The organism is Cytobacillus firmus DS1 (assembly GCF_000565285.1).
Taxonomy (GTDB): Bacteria; Bacillota; Bacilli; order Bacillales; family Cytobacillaceae; genus Cytobacillus; species Cytobacillus firmus_A.
The window spans coordinates 1-20,287 of sequence record NZ_APVL01000040.1 but is presented as its reverse complement, the minus strand read 5'-3'; the positions used below and the strand labels follow the sequence as shown (position 1 = coordinate 20,287).

The 20,287-nt window shown below is 42.1% G+C and carries 19 protein-coding genes and 1 tRNA gene; 15 read left to right on the top strand and 5 right to left on the bottom strand.

Features of this window, described 5'->3' with window-relative positions:
- The 3 genes from PBF_RS26005 to PBF_RS23880 form a co-directional block, all read left to right on the top strand.
- Positions 1 to 164: aldehyde dehydrogenase family protein (locus tag PBF_RS26005; protein WP_152539703.1), on the top strand; the 164-nt coding region annotated here is incomplete at its 5' end.
- A 121-nt stretch (positions 165 to 285) separates the two neighbouring features.
- Positions 286 to 1,485, top strand: a complete 1,200-nt coding sequence (locus tag PBF_RS23885) for an ornithine--oxo-acid transaminase (RefSeq protein ID WP_035333407.1) — start codon at positions 286 to 288, stop codon at positions 1,483 to 1,485.
- 150 nt (positions 1,486 to 1,635) lie between these two features.
- Positions 1,636 to 2,880, top strand: coding sequence for a Glu/Leu/Phe/Val family dehydrogenase (locus tag PBF_RS23880; RefSeq protein ID WP_035333408.1), 1,245 nt, complete (start codon positions 1,636 to 1,638; stop codon positions 2,878 to 2,880).
- A gap of 68 nt (positions 2,881 to 2,948) precedes the next feature.
- Here the strand turns inward: PBF_RS23880 and PBF_RS23875 are convergent, their stop codons facing one another.
- Positions 2,949 to 3,182, bottom strand: a complete 234-nt coding sequence (locus tag PBF_RS23875; RefSeq protein WP_035333406.1) for a DUF378 domain-containing protein — start codon at positions 3,180 to 3,182, stop codon at positions 2,949 to 2,951.
- A gap of 183 nt (positions 3,183 to 3,365) precedes the next feature.
- Here PBF_RS23875 and PBF_RS23870 point away from each other — a divergent pair, with 183 nt between their 5' ends.
- From PBF_RS23870 to PBF_RS23860, 3 genes are all read left to right on the top strand, one after another.
- On the top strand, positions 3,366 to 4,529 hold the full coding sequence (locus PBF_RS23870; RefSeq protein WP_035333405.1) for an iron-containing alcohol dehydrogenase: 1,164 nt from the start codon (positions 3,366 to 3,368) through the stop codon (positions 4,527 to 4,529).
- A gap of 213 nt (positions 4,530 to 4,742) precedes the next feature.
- On the top strand, positions 4,743 to 6,092 hold the full coding sequence (locus PBF_RS23865; RefSeq protein ID WP_035333404.1) for a glucose-6-phosphate isomerase: 1,350 nt from the start codon (positions 4,743 to 4,745) through the stop codon (positions 6,090 to 6,092).
- A 127-nt stretch (positions 6,093 to 6,219) separates the two neighbouring features.
- Positions 6,220 to 6,627, top strand: coding sequence for a YugN-like family protein (locus PBF_RS23860; RefSeq protein ID WP_035333402.1), 408 nt, complete (start codon positions 6,220 to 6,222; stop codon positions 6,625 to 6,627).
- Here the strand turns inward: PBF_RS23860 and PBF_RS23855 are convergent.
- The gene (locus tag PBF_RS23855) at positions 6,624 to 7,616 is read right to left on the bottom strand and encodes a potassium channel family protein (protein ID WP_035333400.1); all 993 of its coding nucleotides are present in this window, start codon (positions 7,614 to 7,616) and stop codon (positions 6,624 to 6,626) included. The genes PBF_RS23860 and PBF_RS23855 overlap by 4 nt on opposite strands.
- Positions 7,617 to 7,698: 82 nt before the next feature.
- Positions 7,699 to 7,848 (bottom strand): hypothetical protein, encoded by a 150-nt coding sequence (locus PBF_RS26625; RefSeq protein WP_175609186.1) that lies wholly within the window; start codon positions 7,846 to 7,848, stop codon positions 7,699 to 7,701.
- A 612-nt stretch (positions 7,849 to 8,460) separates the two neighbouring features.
- On the opposite strand from PBF_RS26625, the gene PBF_RS23850 reads away from it, so the two are divergent.
- From PBF_RS23850 to cydS, 8 genes are all read left to right on the top strand, one after another.
- Positions 8,461 to 10,278: a Xaa-Pro dipeptidyl-peptidase gene (locus PBF_RS23850; protein WP_035333398.1), complete on the top strand. Its 1,818-nt coding sequence runs from the start codon at positions 8,461 to 8,463 to the stop codon at positions 10,276 to 10,278.
- 144 nt (positions 10,279 to 10,422) lie between these two features.
- A complete protein-coding gene (locus PBF_RS26940; protein WP_235192331.1) occupies positions 10,423 to 11,808 on the top strand; it encodes a M14 family zinc carboxypeptidase in 1,386 nt (461 codons plus the stop codon).
- Between the two features lie 153 nt (positions 11,809 to 11,961).
- A complete protein-coding gene (locus PBF_RS26935) occupies positions 11,962 to 12,798 on the top strand; it encodes a hypothetical protein (RefSeq protein WP_235192330.1) in 837 nt (278 codons plus the stop codon).
- Positions 12,799 to 13,073: 275 nt separating this feature from the next.
- Entirely contained in the window at positions 13,074 to 13,688 is a 615-nt protein-coding gene (locus tag PBF_RS23840) for a serine/threonine protein kinase (protein WP_035333396.1), read from the top strand.
- Between the two features lie 71 nt (positions 13,689 to 13,759).
- On the top strand, positions 13,760 to 14,404 hold the full coding sequence (locus PBF_RS23835) for an SDR family oxidoreductase (RefSeq protein ID WP_035333394.1): 645 nt from the start codon (positions 13,760 to 13,762) through the stop codon (positions 14,402 to 14,404).
- A 451-nt stretch (positions 14,405 to 14,855) separates the two neighbouring features.
- A complete protein-coding gene (locus PBF_RS23830; protein WP_035333392.1) occupies positions 14,856 to 16,202 on the top strand; it encodes a cytochrome ubiquinol oxidase subunit I in 1,347 nt (448 codons plus the stop codon).
- On the top strand, positions 16,199 to 17,224 hold the full coding sequence (locus PBF_RS23825) for a cytochrome d ubiquinol oxidase subunit II (RefSeq protein WP_035333390.1): 1,026 nt from the start codon (positions 16,199 to 16,201) through the stop codon (positions 17,222 to 17,224). Before PBF_RS23830 ends, PBF_RS23825 begins: the two co-directional genes overlap by 4 nt.
- Positions 17,225 to 17,236: 12 nt before the next feature.
- Positions 17,237 to 17,338 carry a cytochrome bd oxidase small subunit CydS gene (cydS, locus tag PBF_RS27250; RefSeq protein WP_396106091.1) on the top strand — a complete coding sequence of 34 codons (102 nt, stop codon included), beginning with the start codon at positions 17,237 to 17,239 and terminating at the stop codon, positions 17,336 to 17,338.
- A gap of 60 nt (positions 17,339 to 17,398) precedes the next feature.
- Here cydS and PBF_RS23820 read toward each other — a convergent pair.
- Together PBF_RS23820 and PBF_RS23815 are read right to left on the bottom strand one after the other, a co-directional pair.
- Positions 17,399 to 17,471: transfer RNA gene (locus PBF_RS23820), tRNA-Ala, on the bottom strand.
- 66 nt (positions 17,472 to 17,537) lie between these two features.
- A complete protein-coding gene (locus tag PBF_RS23815) occupies positions 17,538 to 18,236 on the bottom strand; it encodes an MgtC/SapB family protein (RefSeq protein WP_035333388.1) in 699 nt (232 codons plus the stop codon).
- A 131-nt stretch (positions 18,237 to 18,367) separates the two neighbouring features.
- Here PBF_RS23815 and PBF_RS23810 point away from each other — a divergent pair, with 131 nt between their 5' ends.
- On the top strand, positions 18,368 to 19,282 hold the full coding sequence (locus PBF_RS23810; protein ID WP_035333386.1) for a DMT family transporter: 915 nt from the start codon (positions 18,368 to 18,370) through the stop codon (positions 19,280 to 19,282).
- Positions 19,283 to 20,287 lie beyond the last annotated feature (1,005 nt).

Below are 20,287 nucleotides of genomic sequence, written 5' to 3'. Positions count from 1 at the left end.
ACTTCCATGTTGGAAACTTATACTTCAACCGCGGCTGTACAGGAGCAATCGTTGGATACCAGCCATTCGGCGGATTCAACATGTCAGGAACAGACTCCAAAGCGGGCGGCCCTGACTACATTCTTCTGCACATGCAGGCGAAGACTACTTCTGAAATGTACTAGGACTTGTAATGCATGTACAGGATTTTTCATATCCTGTGCATGCTAAAACCCTAAATAGTTTAAAGAAGAATAGCTTAACGTTACAATAAAAAGGACTATTCTGAAAAAGGAGGAATTTTAATTGACTGAAGCGACAAAATCAAAATCACTAATTGAACAAACTGAAAAATACGGTGCACACAACTATCATCCGCTGCCAATCGTTATTTCCAGAGCGGAAGGTGTTTGGGTGGAAGATCCAGAAGGCAATAAATACATGGATATGCTGAGTGCTTATTCAGCAGTTAACCAGGGGCACCGCCATCCAAAAATCATTCAGGCGCTGAAGGATCAGGCAGATCGTGTAACATTAACTTCACGTGCTTTCCATAACGATCAGCTTGGACCATGGTATGAAATGATTTGTGAACTGACAAATAAGGAAATGGCCCTTCCGATGAACACAGGTGCTGAAGCAGTTGAAACGGCAATCAAAGCTGCACGCCGCTGGGCTTATGACGTAAAAGGGGTTGCAGACAACCAGGCAGAGATCATTGCTTGTGTTGGAAACTTCCATGGCCGTACAATGACAGCGGTTTCCCTTTCTTCTGAAGAAGAATATAAGCGAGGATTCGGACCAATGCTGCCAGGCATTAAGCTGATTCCTTACGGAGATCTTGACGCTCTTAAAGAAGCAATCACTGAGAATACGGCTGCTTTCTTAATTGAGCCAATCCAAGGTGAAGCTGGAATTGTGATTCCTCCAGAAGGCTTCCTGAAAAAAGCATATGAAACTTGTAAGGAGAACAATGTATTATTCATTGCTGATGAAATTCAGGCTGGCCTTGCGCGTTCCGGAAAAATGTTTGCATGTGAATGGGAAGATGTAGACCCTGACATGTTCATTTTAGGGAAAGCGCTTGGAGGGGGGGTATTCCCGATTTCATGTGTAGTTGCGAATAAAGATGTTCTTGGGGTATTTAATCCTGGATCACATGGTTCAACATTTGGAGGAAACCCAATGGCTTGTGCCGTATCTGTTGCTTCCATGAATGTATTGGTTGAAGAAAAGCTGGCAGAACGTTCCCTTAAACTGGGCGAATATTTCATGGGCAAATTAAAAGAAATTAATAATCCTGTCATTAAAGAAGTGCGCGGCCGCGGCTTATTTATTGGTGTAGAGCTGAATGAGCCGGCACGCAAATATTGCGAAGAGCTAAAAGAACAGGGATTGCTCTGCAAGGAAACGCATGACACGGTTATTCGTTTTGCCCCGCCTTTAGTCATTTCTGAAGAAGAGCTTGATTGGGCAATAGAAAGAATCAATAAAGTATTAAGCTAATACAATTATACGGACAGCTGGCCCCTGTGTCTGAATTTGTGATGCAGGGCCTCCGGTGATGGAGTATTGCTGTAATTTTCCTAAATATTAAAATCAAGAGGTGCCATGATGGGAGCTGCAGGAGTAGCTGGGAAAGTATCTGAACAAAAAATGGAAGAGTCTTTAAATTTATTTACTTCTACGCAAGTTGTGATCAAAGAAGCTTTGAGCAAGCTTGGCTATGGGGATGAGATGTATGAGCTTCTGAAAGAGCCGCTGAGAATGCTCACAGTAAGAATTCCGATAAGGATGGATGACGGATCGATAAAAATTTTTACCGGATACAGATCACAGCATAATGATGCGGTGGGACCGACAAAGGGCGGTGTCCGTTTTCATCCTGAAGTAAATGAAGATGAAGTAAAAGCATTATCCATGTGGATGAGTTTAAAGTGCGGAATTGTGGATCTTCCTTATGGAGGAGGTAAAGGCGGCATCATTTGTGATCCCCGTTCAATGTCAATGGGTGAGCTGGAACGCTTAAGCCGAGGGTATGTAAGGGCAATCAGCCAGATAGTTGGCCCTACAAAAGATATACCTGCTCCGGATGTTTATACTAATTCACAAATCATGGCCTGGATGATGGATGAATACAGCCGCCTCCGTGAATATGATTCTCCTGGGTTCATTACAGGCAAGCCGCTTGTTCTCGGCGGGTCGCAGGGAAGGGAAAAGGCAACTGCACAGGGTGTAGTGATCTGCATTGAGGAAGCTGCGAAAAAGCGCGGCATTTCCGTTGAAGGAGCACGTGTAGCTGTTCAGGGATTTGGAAATGCAGGAAGCTTCCTGGCAAAATTCATGCATGATGCAGGCGCTAAAGTGGTCGCCATTTCAGATGCCTATGGTGCTTTATATGATCCAAATGGATTGGATATTGATTACCTTCTTGATAGGCGCGATAGCTTTGGAACGGTAACGACACTTTTCGATAACACTTTGACAAACGAAGAATTGCTTGAACTGGATTGCGATATCCTGGTTCCTGCGGCTGTGTCCAATCAGATTACCGCTGCAAACGCTCATAATATTAAGGCTTCCATCATTGTAGAGGCAGCAAATGGCCCAACCACTCTTGAAGCTACAAAAATTCTTTCAGACCGGGGAATCCTGCTTGTTCCTGATGTGTTAGCAAGTTCAGGCGGTGTAACCGTATCCTATTTCGAATGGGTGCAGAACAACCAGGGGTACTATTGGACTGAAGATGAAGTTACAGAAAAGCTGAAAAAAGTGCTTGTTCAGGCTTTCGATAATGTTTATCAGACTTCACAGCAAAGAAAAGTAAATATGCGCCTCGCTGCTTATATGGTCGGCGCGAGGAAAATGTCTGAAGCATCCCGATTCCGGGGATGGGTTTAAGTAAAAATGACAAATCATTTTTCCTGAAAAATCCTTGCACGCTAAGTGCAAGGATTTTTTTGCATGTATTATCGGGTTGGTCTTGCTTCAGGTTCTCTTTCCAGCTCTTCATTAGGTTTAAAAAGCAGACCCAAATTGATAAGACCTGCGATGCCCACCAGGCCATATATGATTCTTGCGAGGGCTGAATCCTGGCCGCCGAAAATAGCTGCCACAAGATCAAATTGGAAAAATCCGATTAAACCCCAGTTAATAGCGCCAATAATTGTTAGAACCAGTGCAATACGCTGAATGCCACTCATGATGTTTCCTCCTTATAGTATAGGTTCACTATTATGTTGCTGCACGGAAATAAAAAATATTCATCGTAATATTCGTTAAGGGCCATAATGAAAAGGATGGTCTGAGCATACCGAATATCGAATCATTCTTTTTGCATTAGCTGAAAATTTGAAAGATAATGATGGGGAAAAGGAGATGATGATATGCAAAATTTTACCTTTTATAATCCGACTAAATTAATTTTTGGGAAAGATCAGCTGTCCCAATTGCAGACTGAAATCCCTCAGTACGGCAAGAAGGTTCTTGTTGTATACGGCGGAGGAAGCATTAAGCGAAATGGTTTATATGATAAAGTGATGGCTCAGCTAAATGAAATTGGTGCTGAAGTTTTTGAATTGGCAGGGGTTGAGCCTAACCCAAGAATCACTACCGTTCGCAAAGGTGTTGAGATTTGTAAAAATGAAGGCGTCGATTTCCTGCTGGCTGTTGGCGGAGGGAGTGTAATCGACTGCACCAAGGCTATCGCTGCCGGTGCTAAATATGATGGCGATGCCTGGGATCTGGTTATCAAGAAAGCATTTGCTGAAAATGCTCTGCCGTTTGGAACGGTTCTTACACTAGCTGCTACCGGTTCTGAAATGAATGCCGGGTCCGTTATTACAAATTGGGAAACAAACGAAAAATACGGATGGGGCAGTCCCGTGACATTTCCTAAGTTTTCAATTCTTGATCCTGTTAATACTTTTACAGTGCCAAGAAATCAAACGGTGTATGGAATTGTCGATATGATGTCCCATGTGCTGGAGCATTATTTCCATCTTGAAGAAAATACTGATTTTCAGGATCGCATGTGTGAATCCCTGCTGATTACCATAATGGAGGCAGGTCCTAAACTTCTTGAAGACCTTGAAAGCTATGAGCATCGTGCAGCCATTTTATATTCGGGCACGATGGCGTTGAATGGAATTCTGAATATGGGCTATCGTGGAGACTGGGCAACGCATAATATCGAGCATGCCGTATCGGCTGTTTATGATATTCCTCATGGCGGCGGCCTGGCCATTCTGTTCCCGAACTGGATGAAGCATAATCTGAACGTCAAGCCTGAACGCTTTAAGCAGCTGGCTGTCCGTGTATTTAATGTGGATTCGGCAGGGAAAACGGATGAAGAAACAGCACTTGAAGGAATCGAAAAGCTTCGTGAATTCTGGAACAGCATTGGGGCGCCTTCACGCCTGGCTGATTATGATATCGATGACAGCAAGATCGAATTGATGGCAGACAAAGCGACGGTCAACGGAGAATTCGGCAATTTCGCGAAATTGAATCATGCTGACGTGGTTTCAATCTACCGGGCTTCTTTATAATATTCATACTGGACTCTGCCAAGGGGGCGGGGTCCTTTTACATTTTTCGCCGGGAAACGGCTATCATCATTAATGCGTAAAAAATATGTCAAAATTGGACACGCTTACAATATGGGATGATTCTTGATTAACTTTGGGGCTTTAGTTAAAGTGGAATAGATATGACAGCAAATGATAACAGCTGTTTAAATTTAAAAAAATTGGAGGACATTCATGACACACGTTCGTTTTGATTACTCAAAAGCACTTCCTTTTTTTGGCGAACATGAAATTACATATTTGCAGGATGCAGTGAAGGTTGCTCACCACTCCCTTCATGAACAAACTGGAGCTGGCAGCGACTATTTAGGCTGGATCGATCTGCCCACAAACTACGATAAAGAAGAGTTCTCCCGCATTCAAAAAGCGGCTGAGAAAATTAAGAATGATTCCGACGTTCTTATTGTCATTGGAATTGGAGGCTCTTATCTTGGAGCGCGTGCGGCTATTGAAATGCTTCAGCACAGCTTCTATAATGCACTTCCAAAAGAAAAGCGCGAAACTCCGCAGGTCCTTTTTGCCGGCAACAATATCAGCTCTTCATACATGAAGGATTTAATGGATCTGCTTGACGGAAAAGATTGGTCCATCAATGTGATCTCCAAATCAGGCACAACAACTGAGCCGGCGTTGGCTTTCCGTATTTTCCGCAAAATGCTCGAGGAAAAATATGGTGTGGAAGAAGCGCGTAAACGAATCTATGCTACGACCGACAAAGCGAGAGGTGCATTAAAAACTCTTGCGACAGAAGAAGGCTACGAGTCATTTATTATTCCTGATGATGTGGGCGGCCGCTATTCAGTTCTTACAGCAGTAGGTCTTTTGCCGATAGCTGTCAGCGGTGCAAGCATTGAAGATATGATGAGCGGTGCTGCACAGGCGCGCGAAGATTTCAGCAAATCTGAGCTTCAGGAGAACGCAGCCTATCAGTACGCTGCTGTCCGCAATGTTCTCTATAATAAAGGCAAAACGATTGAAATGCTGATTAACTACGAACCAGGACTTCAATACTTTGCAGAGTGGTGGAAGCAGCTATTCGGTGAAAGTGAAGGAAAAGACCAGAAAGGAATTTTTCCTTCTTCAGCAAACTTCTCCACTGATCTTCATTCATTAGGTCAATATGTGCAGGAAGGCCGCCGGGATCTTTTCGAAACGGTTATCAAGGTGGAGGGATCACGCCATGAGCTTACCATTGAAGAAGCAGAGAATGATCTTGATGGCCTGAACTATCTTGCGGGAGAGACTGTCGATTTTGTAAATAACAAAGCCTTTGAAGGGACAATGCTTGCACACACAGACGGCGGAGTGCCAAACCTGATCGTTTCCATTCCAAAAATGGATGCCTACACATTTGGCTATCTGGTTTACTTCTTTGAAAAAGCATGTGCAATGAGCGGCTATCTGCTGGGAGTGAATCCGTTCGACCAGCCTGGTGTTGAAGCATACAAAGTGAACATGTTCGCCCTATTAGGTAAACCAGGATTTGAAGAGAAAAAAGCTGAACTTGAAAAGAGATTGAAGTAATAGCGAAGAGCGTCTGCCTGCGGGCGGGCGTTTTTTATTGGCGAAAAAGATGCCGCTGCTAAATCGCATTCATGATATCCCTTACTTTGGAGAAACTAAGCAAAAAGCGTAAAAGGGGATGGATTCAGTGATTGAGATACCTTCAAAAGTGGAAGGGAAGCATTTTGATTTATATAAGCTGGAGCAGGCTCTAAAGCCGGTTGGCTATTCGATTGGCGGGAACTGGGATTATGATCACGGGTCTTTTGATTATAAAATTGATGATGAGGTGGGGTACCAGTTTTTAAGGGTCCCATTTAAGGCAATTGATGGGCAGCTTGATGATCCAAGCTGTACAGTGGAAATAGGCAGGCCGTTTCTGCTCTCCCATAAGTACCAGCGCGGCCTGGATGACCACGCCTATACAGGGAATTTCAGTGGCTCCTTTGACCAATTCTCGGAGCCTGTGGATAAGGACGCCAGTTTTCCGGAAGAATTCATTGATCTCGGCAAAGCGCTTGTCGAAGAGCTGGAGTCCATATTATTAAGAGATTAACCGAGTATAACAATCAGCTGATCCTGCTGAAGAATCTTAAAAGGCTGGGGAGGATTTACCAGAGTTTCTTCCCCTCTTTTAACACCTAAAAGCAAAATGCCTTCTTTCATCAGCTCGGCACTAAGCTCAGCAAAAGTCTTATTTTCTACATCTTCTGATGCAGGCTGAAAAGTTAATTTGCGTTTATCAAGCTGTCCCAGTAAATCAAGAAATGAAGTAACAAGCTCCTGGGAAGAAATGCTGTTGATCATAACAAAGCTCGTAAGAACGTTCGTCTGAACAATTTCATCAGCTCCTGCTCTTTTGGCGTTAGCTGCCTGTTCTGACGTTAATATTTCAACGATGCATTGAACATCCCGGTTCAATCCTTTGATTGCCAATAGAGTTAAAATGGAATTCATGTCAGCATGCAGTTCATCTTTGTTCTGATCAGCTGTTATGATTACTTTTTTGGCATCAAATATATTTGCCTTCATGAGGACATCATCTCTGTTAGCACGTCCCTGAATGAAATGTACATTATTATGGGGAACAGGATTTGATTTTAATGTTTCATCGATTAAAGCAATAGAATGGTTCATCCCATCGCCCCCGAGTGTATTAACGATCTCCCTTGCGCGTTCATTCCAGCCGATCACAACAATATGATCTTTGCCCCGATATTCAACTTTTCCTTCCAGAAAGTCATTCTGCCGTGTCACCGCGGCTGTTGCAAGTGAAATAAAATATGTAGACAGAAAGCCCGCTCCTGTTAAGATAAGCGCAATTCCTATAATGCGCCCGGCAGTGCTTTTCGGATATAAATCTCCAAATCCGACGGTGGAAGCTGTAACCACAGCCCACCAGATCCCATCAAAAAAGGTCGGAAAAGAGGAGGGCTCAATAATATGTATTAATCCTCCAAAAAGAAAGATCACCAACAGGGCAATCAAGAGAATTCTGATTACTAAAGGCAGACGGATGAAACTGTAATAAATGTGCTGAGGCATAAAACATCACTCCTAATAAAAAACCATGGGTATTTAAGAAAACAGGAAGCTAGAATAAAAAAAAGCCATGCCAGGTATATACTTAATTAAGTATATCGTCTATTGCACGGCTCAGCAGTTGAATATCCTTTGATATTTCATTTTTCACATCGTCAATCTCGCACCTTTCATATTCATCCATGAGAAGGGAGAGTTCTCTCTTTAGTATGACAGCCTCGTGTTCAAAATCCATGATGACTCCCTCCTTTAGGGATATAAAGGACTAACAGGCAGTTAGTTAATTTATTTGTAATGTTACAATTATGTTACCCGAACTCTTTACAATTTAAACGGTAAAAACGTCAATTATTAAACAAGAAATTTACAACGGATATAGTTTACCCTCTTATCGTGCATGTAAACACATTGGCTTTAATGAATAGCTGATAAGTAAAAAACAAAAAAATCCTCGTGGTATTTCCGAGGATTCATATAGACAATTCTATTTTCGAATTAAGCTGTAAACTGAAGCGCCAATTAGATTACCGGCTTCTTTCATCCGCTCGGCACTTATGTGCTCGATGGAGCTCTGCTTCCTTTAATCAAAGGGTAAAACGAATCGATTATCCCAGAGGATTTATTAATAATGGGATAAAAGGAAGATATTAACTTTTTAAATTCGGGGAAATGACAGCTGTAAAGTACTATATCTAAGATTCATACTTTTTTAGTCATGACTTTTGGAGGGTACCGGTGGCTTGTTATCACTTTTTCTTTTGGAAAATACAGGTCTTTCGACTATCGAAACTTAAGCAATTTTAATATATTCTGAAAATTATAAAGTTTTGAACAAGGGAGGATCTTTATGAAAAAAGCTGCATTAAAAGTGTTCATAACGTCAGCTATCGCTTTCCCGCTGATTGCCGGCGGGGCTTTGCCTTCAATTGGTAAGGACAGCCACAGCAGCATTGCCTCAGCTGAAACACAGATTAAAGTCGAAAATGGCATGACTCAGCCCGTTTTTTCCCTGGACGATGCCATTGTCGAAAGGGTTTTTGTTGAAACAGCAACAGACAGTGATCGGGATGGAAAGCTGGATCGGGTGCGTGCAGATATTATTAGGCCAAAAGAAACAGAGGAAGGGTTAAAGGTTCCAGTTATTTATGAAATGAGCCCTTACCGTTCCGGAATTAAAGGTGTCCCGGTTTATGATGTGGATACAGAACTTAACACTGTGCCTAGAAAAGGGAAAGACAAGGGGGAAAAGGGAAAACCGCAGGCAAATCTCCCGGGGTATTATGATGACTATTTTGTGCCCAGAGGCTATGCGGTTGTTCTGGCGGAAAGTGTAGGGACAGGCCTATCTGACGGCTGTCCTACAACCGGGGATGAGCATGAAATCCTTGGAACAAGGGCTGTAATTGATTGGCTGAATGGAAGAACAAAAGCTTTCAATGCAGAGGGACAGGAAATAAAAGCTGATTGGACAACAGGAAACGTAGGGATGACAGGAGTTTCCTATAATGGAACACTGCCTAATGCTGTGGCTGCCACTGGAGTGGAAGGCCTTAAAACAATTGTGCCTATTGCTGCAATCAGCAGCTGGTATGATTACTATCGTTCGAATGGTGCTGTGATTGCACCAGGCGGATATCAGGGTGAAGATGCGGATAATATGGCGGAAGCGATTTTAACCAGGAAAAACCCTGAAGCATGCAGCAATGTCATAAAAGAATTAACAGAAGGCCAGGACAGGGAAACCGGTGATTATAATGAATTTTGGAGTAAAAGAGATTATACCAAGGATGCAGATCAAGTAAAAGCAAGTGTCTTTATTGTCCATGGATTAAATGACTGGAATGTTAAAACAAAGCATTTTTCAGATTGGTGGCAGGCACTTGGCGAGAATGATGTTCCAAGGAAAATGTGGCTTCATCAGGGCGGCCATTCCAGCCCCTACAGCTTTAGACGTGATGTATGGCTTCCGACTTTAAATAAATGGTTTGATTACTGGCTGTATGATATAAAAAATGATGTCATGGATGAACCGATGGTTGATATTCAAAGAGAAGATAAGACATGGCATACAGAGGCAAGCTGGCCGGCTAAAGGAACCTCAGGCGCAAAATTGCATTTTAAACCGGCTTCCGATGGAGGCGGCAGCTTAGAATTGCAGCCTGTACCAAATAAGAACAAGAAAAACCAGCATTTTGTGGACGATGCAGCAATTAAGGCTGAAGAGCTGGCTTTGAATCCGGATTCTGCATTTGCTAATAGGCTTGTCTATTTGACTCCGTCTTTAGAAAACGATATTCGCATGAGCGGAACGCCAGAGGTTCAAATTCGTGCAAGCATAGACCGTAAAACAGCCAACCTAACAGCCCTTCTTGTTAAATATGGGGAAGGAAAGCCGGAAATTGTTACAAGAGGGTGGATGGATCCTCAAAACCTTCACAGCGAAGATAGATCCACCGGGCTTACTCCAAACCGTGAATATACATTTACATGGGATATGCAGCCGGATGATTATGTGTTTAAAAAAGGTGATCGTCTGGGAGTAGTTGTTTTATCAAGCGATTATAACTATACAATCAGGCCAAAGGCAGGCGCGAAAATAACCATCGATCCGGAAAGAAGCCATATATTGCTTCCTGTACAGGGTGGAGTTAAAGCATTTAAGTAGAATATAGAGGGATCATTTCTTGGTCCCTCTTTTCTATTTTAATAGACTAGTTTAGGAAAATAGTAGCATTGCCACAATTGAACTGATTGAATTAAAATAATCTTTATCTTATAAATATACAAATAGTGCATCTGGAGGTACATAATGAATAAAAAGAAAGTTTTTTCAGGAGTTCTGGCAGCAAGTATTTTGGCATCTGTTCCATTAAGTTCCGCTCATGCCGTTAGTCCGAAGTGGGTCAATGTTAATGTGTCAGAGGAAAAGGACGGAAGTTTATTCAATAGCGAAAACTACGACTTTATGAAATTCTCAGTAATAGGGACAAAACTTGCAGAAATTGAAAAACAGTCTAATAGAGTGAAGGTGGAGGTAAAGGGAACTTCCGCTGTTGGAAATCCACTCTATGTTGTCACCATTGCAGACCCTGGTGCGCACGGCAAGTTCGGCAAATTTCAGGCTTTAAGAAAGCAAATGTTCAAAAACCCTGAAAAAGCCCAGGATTGGATTGCAAAAAATCAGGACTTTAAAGTCCCAATCATGATCAATGGATCAATCCATGGCACAGAGTTTGTGGGAAGCGATGCAGTCATGCAGCTGATTGAACGTTTTGCCACGCAGAATGACGAGGAGACAAAGGAGATTCTGGACAATAACATTCTAATTTTTAATGTGGTGCAGAACCCGGATGGCCGTTTGGATGCAACCCGTTTTAACGGTGAAGGAATTGATTTGAACCGTGACTTTATTACGCAATCACAGCCTGAAACGCAGGAGACGGTATCTTTAATTAAAGAGTGGAACCCGATGGTGTTCCTTGATACTCACGGGTATGTGAAAAATTATGCGCCAAACAAACAGGGGTTGATTGAACCTTGTACACCGCCTCATAATCCAAACTATGAGTATGATTTATACCAAAAATGGGCTAATGATCAGGCGGCAGCTATGGAAGCTGAAATTATGGGGGACAAGGCTCTCTACACAGGCGCTCTTTATCAGAAAATGGAAGGCACCTATATTCCTCAGCGGGATGATTCAGCAGGCTGGGATGATTACCCGCCGATTTTCACACCGATGTACGCCATGTACCATGGTGCTTACGGCCATACGCTTGAAGCTCCGACAAATGATGAAGATGGCGTACGCTGGATGTACAATGCCATTATGGGAGCATTAAAATATGCAACAGAAAATAAGGACGAAATGATTACCGATCAAATTGAAATGTTTAAACGCGGTATTAACTTTGATCACCCTTTCCATGAAGAGGGGTATTTCCCAAAAGCGTACGTCCTGCCAGTGAATGAAAATGATCCAACAGTAACAAATAAGGCTGTGAATCATTTAATTAAGAATGATATCGAGGTTGAACAGGCTTCACAAGCCTTTACATCTGACGGAAAGACCTATCCGAAAGGCACTTACATTGTACCGATGGATCAGGCAAAGGCTGGCCTGGCAAACACCATGCTTTGGGATGGTGAGGACATAACTGATGATACACCTGCCATGTATGATATTTCTGCCTGAAGTCTTCCTGAGCTATGGGGCTTTGAAGCTATCGCAGTAAAAAGTGATGTAAAGGCAGCGGCTTCGAAAGTAAATAATGTAAAAGAACAGGGCTCAATCAGCGGAAAAGGGCCTTATATTATTCCAAACAGCTCAGTGAAAGCAGTTCAGCTCGTGAACACACTTCTTAAGCAAGGGGTAATGGTTAAACGCGACAGTAAAGGTGACTTCTTCGCTGAGGAATCAGCAAATGCCATTTCAGCAGCTGTTAAGGATTCTGGCCTTAAGATTACTTCCGGGAAGGTTCCTGCTGAAGCTAAGGCAATTAGCGAAATAAGCGTCGCCATCTTAAAAGATGGGGGCATGAACAAGGCACAATCTCATTCAGGAACAAAATTGGCACTTGAAAGATTAGGCTTTAGTGTCACGGAATTAACTCCATCAGAAGTAGCGAATAACGGTCTTGCTTCACATGATGTTTTTGTTTACAGCGGAACGGAAAATTTAATTTCTTTAAATTTAAGCAATGCCAATAAAGAATTTGGCCTTAAAAATCAGGAAGAGCTGGCTGCATTTAAAGCATATGTAGAAAGGTTCGTTTCTGAAGGCGGAAAATATATTGCTGTAGGCGCCGGTGCTTCCCGTGCCACAAAGACTCTTGGCCTGACTGACGATGTTATTAATACTGGAGGATCCAACAGCAATGGAATCATTAAGGTAGAGTATAAAGGCATGGGGGCATCAGCAGGCTACACTGGGGATGACCTTGGATTTGTTTACCGTCCAGTCTGGTATACTGGCACAGAAAATGATGAAGTGCTGGCAGCCATTGCTGATGAAGAAAATTTCTTTGTTGCCGGACACTGGAAAAATCGCAGTGCAGCACAGGGACAGGCTATCATGGTAAAAGAGCAGGATAAGGATGTTACACTAATCGGCCTTGAAGCGGGCTTCCGGGATCACACGGATTATCTCTTCCGATTGCTTTCAAACTCTATTTTTGAGGAGTAATTAGTTTTCCGCGGACGAATCATTTGACTAATATATGAATAAAACATATAATTAAGCTAACAAAATAGTTCGGATTCTTCCTAAAGGGGAGTAGCTTTCAAGTAGAGTCGTCAATACGGGATTTTAAATCTCCGGCTTTACTGGCAACAGATGTTGTTTGCGAGACCTTTACCATTTATTTGGTAAGGTCTCATTTGTTTTTAAGGCGCTGAGACCAATAAATGGCTCAGTGCCTTTTATTTTTTTAGGAGAGTCTGGAACAGGGAGGTTTAATAATGATACTGTATCATCAGCTTGCAGATAGTGTGAAATTTTCCAGAAGCCTTAATTGGACCAGACTTCTTGAAAAGGACGACAGACTGGAATTTATAGGGGCAGGGAGAAGTGCCTTTGCTTTTAGGATTAAAGAAACCAATCTTGTATTAAAAGTCTTTTTTCCGGAATTTAAAAGAATTGCCAGGGAGGAAGCGGAGATTTACAGGGCATTGCCTGACCATCCATACTACCCTTCTTTATATGGCTCTGGAGATAACTATATTGTCATTGATTATGTACAGGGGCTGACTCTGTTTGATTGTCTTGCGCAGGGGGTACCGATAAACGAGGAATCAATAGGACAAATTGATGAAGCCTTAAAACTGGCGAGGGAAAGCGGGCTAAACCCCTCGGATATTCACCTGCGCAACATTATTCTTACAAAGGATGGGCATATTAAAATCATTGATGTTGCCCGATTTAAGCAAACGAAGAATTGTACACAGTGGGATGACTTGAAGCACGCATTCTATAAATTTTACAGAAAAAGATATTTTCCAAAGAAGATCCCTGTATTAATAATGAATACAATTGCGGCTCTTTATAAAAAGCGAATTGTTCGTTTGGGTTCTTAAACAGTTCATTTGATAACGCATTATTCTTTTGAAATAATAAAGGCCATTAAAACTGAAAGGGGCAGGTATCCATGAAGGTTCTTATCGTCGGAGCAAACGGGCAAATTGGGAAGCAGCTGGTCAAGCTGATAAAAGAAGAGGATAAACATACAGCAAGAGCAATGGTCAGAAAAGAAGAGCAGGTCCGCCAGTTTGAAGAAATGGGCGTGGAAACGGCACTAGCAAGCCTTGAAGGAACAGTTGATGAACTGGCTGAAGCAGCCAAAGGCTGTGATGCAATCGTATTTACTGCAGGTTCGGGTGGAAATACCGGCTATGACAAAACGCTGCTTATTGACCTGGACGGAGCGGCAAAAACAATTGACGCTGCGGAGAAGGCTGGAGTGGACCGGTTTATTATGGTGAGTGCTATCCAGGCAAATAATCGTGATAAGTGGAGTGAAACGATCAAGCCATATTACGCTGCGAAGCATTATGCCGACAGAATTCTGGAAAACAGCAGCTTGAACTACACAATCGTACGTCCGGGCGGCCTGACAAATGAACCTGGAACAGGCAAAATTAAAGCAGCGGAAAACCTGGAGCGGGGCTTCATTCCCCGTGAGGATGTAGCGAAAACCCTTTATGCTGTGCTGGATAAGGAAAATACCTATAAGCGGGCATTCGACCTGGTATCAGGCGATGAAGATGCAGAAACTGCAGTGAATAATTTATAACTCTTCCCCGGTGTGAATGCACCGGATTTTTTATTGGCAAAATCAAGTATATATTGTGCTGTTTAGAGAAGAAAACACAGGTGTCTGCCAAAAGGATATGAAAAGGGTAAAATTATATTGCTTATCGCTGCTTATACTCCAAAACACATATAAGTTTAGGGCATTGGAAATTCCAATGTCCTTTTCGTTTTAATTGCTTCTCAAAAGGGAATAGGGAGCTGTAAAAGGAATTACATTGTTTCACATTTTCCTCATATAAATGTGGTTTAAGTGTCACAGCTTTTAGGCTGGAATTGTGGAATAATGTGATGTAGTGAGCATTCAAGAGGAGTGAGTGAATGTATAAAAAACAGGAACGCATATTGATGTGGCTTGCTTTTACAGTGGCTATCATTATGGGGCTTTCTTTTATCGGACGCATTTTTGCAGGATAGGAAAAGGAGAATGTTAAATGGGAAATGAAGAATCAGTTTTTTTCAGCCGTGTCTTAACAGAGCTGACATTATCCTTCCATATCATTTACGCAACCATTGGTGTCGGCATCCCCCTCATGATTATGATTGCGCAGTGGGTGGGAATCAAAAAGCAGGATGAACATTATATTCTGCTCGCTAGAAGATGGACGCGCGGTTTTGTCATCACCGTGGCTGTCGGAGTTGTTACCGGCACTGCCATCGGCCTGCAGCTCTCATTGCTGTGGCCTAACTTTATGGAACTCGCAGGCAATGTCATTGCGCTGCCTCTGTTTATGGAGACATTTGCTTTTTTCTTTGAAGCGATCTTCCTTGGAATCTATCTTTATACTTGGGATCGGTTTGAGAATCAGAAGAAGCATTTGCTTCTATTAATCCCGGTCGCTATTGGGGCATCATTCTCAGCTATTTTCATTACAATTGTAAATGCTTTTATGAACGCACCGCAGGGTTTTGATATTGTGAATGGCCAGCTTGTTAATATTAACCCGGTACTGGCGATGTTCACGCCTGCCATGCCGACAAAGGTAGCGCATGTGCTGTCAACTGCCTATATGACATCAGCATTTGTTCTGGCATCAATAGGTGCTTATCGCCTTTTGAAAGGATCGAATCATATTTACCATAAAAAGGCATTGATGCTTACAATGAAAATCGGATTGATTTTCTCAATTGCTACAGCGGTAATTGGTGACTTCTCGGGAAAATATCTTGCGGAATACCAGCCTGAAAAACTGGCTGCCGCTGAGTGGCATTTTGAAACAGAAGAAGGGGCTCCGTTAATGCTATATGGGGTTCTTGATGACGGAAAAGTGAAATATGCAATTAAGATTCCATATGCACTCAGCATTCTTGCACACAGCAATCCGAATGCAGAAGTGATCGGACTCGATCAATTTCCTAAAGATGAAATTCCGCCGCTTTATATCCATTATTTATTTGACCTTATGGTGACCATCGGCATGTGGATGACGGCACTATCACTCATCTATGTCCTGGGCACCTGGTTTAAAATGCGTTTTGTTGCGGCAAAGTGGTTCCGCTGGCTGATTGTTCTTGGCGGGCCATTATCGATCATTGCGATTGAAGCGGGATGGTGGTTTGCAGAAGTGGGACGGCAGCCGTGGATTCTCCGGGGCATCATGCGTACTGAAGATGCTGCCACTTCAAGCGGCCAGGTAGACCTTATGCTTCTGCTGTTTGCTGGCTTATATCTTGTGCTGGCAATCGGAAGCATCATTGTACTCACCAGGATGTTCCGCAAAAATCCGGTTGAGCAGGAATTGGCCGACCGTGAGCTGGAGAAAGAAGGTGAGCTTCGATGACACTTGAGATCCTCGGAATTTCCGTCTTATGGCTGTTTCTATTCGGCTATGTCATCGTTGCTTCTATTGACTTTGGTGCAGGGTTTTTCAACGCATACAGTCTATTCCGCGGAAAACAGCATATTTTAACGCGAATTATACAGCGCTATTTATCACCGGTTTGGGAAGTTACAAATGTGTTCCTGGTGTTCTTCTTTGTTGGCATTGTCGGGTTCTTCCCGAAAACGGCCTACTATTATGGAACAATCCTGCTGGTGCCGGCAAGTATTGCGGTAGTCCTGCTTGCCATTCGCGGTTCATATTACGCTTTTACCACCTACGGGGGACTTAGACAAAAAGGATGGACCTATCTGTATGGACTTTCAGGTCTTTTCATTCCTGCATCCCTGTCCATAGTCCTGACCATTTCAGAAGGCGGATTCGTTAGTGAAAGTTCAGCGGGACTGGAGCTTGACTATTGGACATTGTTCACCAGCCCGCTTACATGGAGCATTGTTGTGCTGAGTATAACAGCAGTACTATATATATCAGCAGTGTTCCTGACCTGGTATGCCAATAAAGCAAATGATGAACCGGCCACAGAACTGCTGAGAAAATACGCTCTTATTTGGGCGTTGCCTGCTATCGTAACAGCGACAGGCATCATTGTCGAAATGAGGGACCATAACCCTGCGCATTTCAGCAGATTAATGGACCTGTGGTGGCTGTTCGGCATCTCATTCCTTTTGTTTGCAGGAACGGTCTATCTAATATGGAAGAGAAGATACTACGGCCTTGCATTCGGGCTGCTGACAGGGCAATTCTTTGTGGCTTTTTTTGCCTATGGGATCTCGCATTATCCGTATCTTCTTTATTCATACCTGACCATTTATGATGGTTTCACAAACGAAGCTATGGCCATCGCCTTAGTTATTGCCTTCATAGCAGGACTGGGATTGCTGCTGCCGTCCCTTTATCTGCTGCTCAGACTGTTTCTTTTCAATAAAGACTATGTTCAGGGAAAGCGTGACGATCATGCATAGGAGGGAAAAATCATGGCGGAATTTGTGATGTTTTATGCACCGTTTATAGTGGTCTTTGGTTCCATAGCTGCGGCTTTTTGGCTGGCGGGGAAGGATGAAAGAGTGGAGGAATAACAAGTAATTGAGATAAAAAAAGCTGCAAGGCCTATTTGGCCTTGCAGCTTTTTCAAATTATGGAGAATAGGGGGCTCGAACCCCTGACCTCAACGCTGCCAGCGTTGCGCTCTCCCAGCTGAGCTAATCCCCCGAGTGGTGGTACAAGAAAAATTATAACCACATCGGGGCTATCTTGCAAGAGGAATTATTAAAAAATTTACTGCATACTATCGATTTCCATGCACTGTACTCCAGGAATACTTGATACACTGTAATATACATCAGTGGTTCTCCTTTTATAGTCCACGGCAACAATCAGCTGAACGAGATGGAGGTGTTCATCCTCCAGATCTTTGATGCGGATGTGTTTTATAGATATATCAAGATCTTTAATTGCAGGTATGATGTCGGCGATGGTTTCTTTATTCCTAACCTTCAGTTGCAGGTTGATTTCTTTTTCTCTTAAACGGCGGGGGCCAATTAAGCCCATAATAAATGGGATCACTTCCACTGATATGATCAGGAGAGCCACTCCCGCCATGGCTTCGATATAAAACCCGGCCCCCACAGCAATTCCGATTCCTGCTGCCCCCCAAATTAATGCGGCTGTCGTTAGACCCGAAATACTGTCATTTCCCCGCCTTAATATAACGCCTGCACCCAAAAAGCCGATTCCGGAAACAATTTGGGCAGCTAAACGCAGAGGATCCATCGTAATGTTGATGTCATCATTACCGGGAAACATATAAGCCGATTCAATAGACACAATAGTCAGCAGGCAGCTTACTATGGAAATTACTAAACTGGTCTTTAGGCCGACCGGCTTTCTTTTTAATTCTCTCTCCAGGCCGATAACAAGACCCAGTACTGCTGAAATTCCCAGCTTCATTAATATTTCTATCTCTAAACTGCTCATAATATCTCCCGCTTTTTAAAGTATTATATATCCAAAATAGGATCTAATAAAACCGTAGTAAAAGTTTGGCTATACGTTGTAAAATGAAATATACCCTAATTATTAGAAAACCGAAACAAGGAGTATAAAAAATGTCTAATACAAAAATAAACCCTTATGTTGTCCTGGCAATTGGCGTCGTTTCTGTCTCTACTTCGGCAATATTGGTGAAGGTATCCAGCGCTCCATCGGGAGTCATTGCTTTTTACAGATTATTTTTTTCTGTTCTTTTCATGTTGCCTGTATTTCTTATAAAGTATGTTCCCGAACTTCGTCTTATTACAAGGCGGGATTGGATCTATTCCATCATTGCCGGTGTGTTTCTTGCCTTCCATTTTATTCTTTGGTTTGAGTCACTGAACTACACCTCTGTAGCCAGTTCTACAGTTCTTGTGACTCTTCAGCCCCTTTTTGCATTTGCAGGTACATATTTCTTCTTTAAAGAAAAGTTTACTTGGAAAGCAATATTAAGCGGGCTTCTCGCAATTGCAGGCAGTGTAATTATCAGCTGGGGAGATTTTCAAATCAGCGGGTCTGCTTTGTTCGGGGATATACTGGCAATCATTGCATGTGCCCTGGTAACGGCTTACTTAATGTTTGGCCAGACAGTCAGAAAAAGGCTTTCGCTCGTTACTTACACTTTTGTTGTTTACAGTATTAGCGCTATTACCTTGTTCTTTTATGTGTTAATCGCCGAAGAACCTTTACTCCCGTATGGAACCAGTGATTGGGTATATTTTATCCTGCTCGCTCTTGTTCCCACCCTGCTCGGACATACATTATTCAATTGGTCAATAAAGTGGCTAAGCACTTCAACCATTTCTATGGCCATCTTATTCGAGCCTGTTGGTGCTGCTGTTTTAGCTTATTATTTGCTTCATGAGTCTATTATATGGACACAAGTTCTTGGGGGAACAATTGTAATTGGAGGAATAACTCTCTTCTTATTAGATGGGAGAAGGATACGAATGAAAGAATTGAAGAAAAATACAACGGTTTCCAGATAAATGGGAGCTGTCTATAGGTATATTAGTGAAAAAATCTCCCTGAAACGGGGAGATTTTTTCATCTGAATACATAGGTGAGAGCTGAAAAAATAAATGCAGCTGTAACAGAAAAGATGAAGGTGCCTCCATAGACCTCTTCATCTGAGTTTGCAATTTTAATTCCCTCTGCATAAGCATAAGCAAACAAAAATACGGCCATGATTACTGATAGGTATAGTGCTGCGGTTTCCAGTACGATTCACACCTTCCGTTTAAAGTAGAGTTAATAGATATTATGAAAATTAACTCAAACTATTACTATTTCTTCTTTATGCTGGCTATATTTTAATTTTGAGTTTGTATTTCAATAAACAGTCATCAATATTTCTTATAAATTTATTATTCTGTATGGTTGCTTTTAAAACTGTGGAAAAGTGAACAAAATTATCCACAGTCTGTGTGTAACTCTGTTGACAACTGAAATAATAAGCATTTTACAGTGGATAAGTATGTGGGCATGTCTGATAAAGCTTTCGAATAAAATATTATTGATATACCTTATTCTTGGAAGTTCAAGTTGAGTGCGCATTAATTTTATTTGTAGAACATGCACCTATTATGAGATCTGGGTGCAGCTCATTTAGATTATCTGCCGCTTTATTAAAGGTACTCTCTAATAGATTGATTCCAAATCGATCATCTAATAGAGAAGAGATAAATAACAAAATGCATCGAAAATATAAAGACAAATATTTTTTAAAAATTATATTGCAAACATTTAATGAGTCATGGTATATTAATTCTTGTCCTCAACAAGGCAAGTTGAACAGAGAAAAAACATTTTCAAAAAGTTGTTGACTTGTTTATGGGTAACATGTTATATTAATAAAGTCGCTTCTGAGCGATTAGGTAAAATATAACAAAGAGAAATTGTTCTTTGAAAACTGAACGAACAAAAACGTCAACGTTTAATCATTAGTCTATTTTGAAAAGACAACTCGAGCTTAATCAACTCTTATATGGAGA

Excerpts from the sequence above, each read along its gene's own strand:
- PBF_RS23875 (WP_035333406.1), bottom strand. The coding sequence starts at position 3,182 with ATGAGTGGCATTCAGCGTATTGCACTGGTTCTAACAATTATTGGCGCT.
- PBF_RS23840 (WP_035333396.1), top strand. The coding sequence starts at position 13,074 with ATGATACTGTATCATCAGCTTGCAGATAGTGTGAAATTTTCCAGAAGC.
- PBF_RS23880 (WP_035333408.1), top strand. The coding sequence starts at position 1,636 with ATGGAAGAGTCTTTAAATTTATTTACTTCTACGCAAGTTGTGATCAAA.
- PBF_RS23825 (WP_035333390.1), top strand. The coding sequence starts at position 16,199 with ATGACACTTGAGATCCTCGGAATTTCCGTCTTATGGCTGTTTCTATTC.
- PBF_RS23850 (WP_035333398.1), top strand. The coding sequence starts at position 8,461 with ATGAAAAAAGCTGCATTAAAAGTGTTCATAACGTCAGCTATCGCTTTC.
- PBF_RS23810 (WP_035333386.1), top strand. The coding sequence starts at position 18,368 with ATGTCTAATACAAAAATAAACCCTTATGTTGTCCTGGCAATTGGCGTC.
- cydS (WP_396106091.1), top strand. The coding sequence starts at position 17,237 with ATGGCGGAATTTGTGATGTTTTATGCACCGTTTATAGTGGTCTTTGGT.
- PBF_RS23815 (WP_035333388.1), bottom strand. The coding sequence starts at position 18,236 with ATGAGCAGTTTAGAGATAGAAATATTAATGAAGCTGGGAATTTCAGCA.
- PBF_RS23830 (WP_035333392.1), top strand. The coding sequence starts at position 14,856 with ATGGGAAATGAAGAATCAGTTTTTTTCAGCCGTGTCTTAACAGAGCTG.
- PBF_RS26625 (WP_175609186.1), bottom strand. The coding sequence starts at position 7,848 with ATGGATTTTGAACACGAGGCTGTCATACTAAAGAGAGAACTCTCCCTT.
- PBF_RS23870 (WP_035333405.1), top strand. The coding sequence starts at position 3,366 with ATGCAAAATTTTACCTTTTATAATCCGACTAAATTAATTTTTGGGAAA.
- PBF_RS23865 (WP_035333404.1), top strand. The coding sequence starts at position 4,743 with ATGACACACGTTCGTTTTGATTACTCAAAAGCACTTCCTTTTTTTGGC.
- PBF_RS26940 (WP_235192331.1), top strand. The coding sequence starts at position 10,423 with ATGAATAAAAAGAAAGTTTTTTCAGGAGTTCTGGCAGCAAGTATTTTG.
- PBF_RS23855 (WP_035333400.1), bottom strand. The coding sequence starts at position 7,616 with ATGCCTCAGCACATTTATTACAGTTTCATCCGTCTGCCTTTAGTAATC.
- PBF_RS23835 (WP_035333394.1), top strand. The coding sequence starts at position 13,760 with ATGAAGGTTCTTATCGTCGGAGCAAACGGGCAAATTGGGAAGCAGCTG.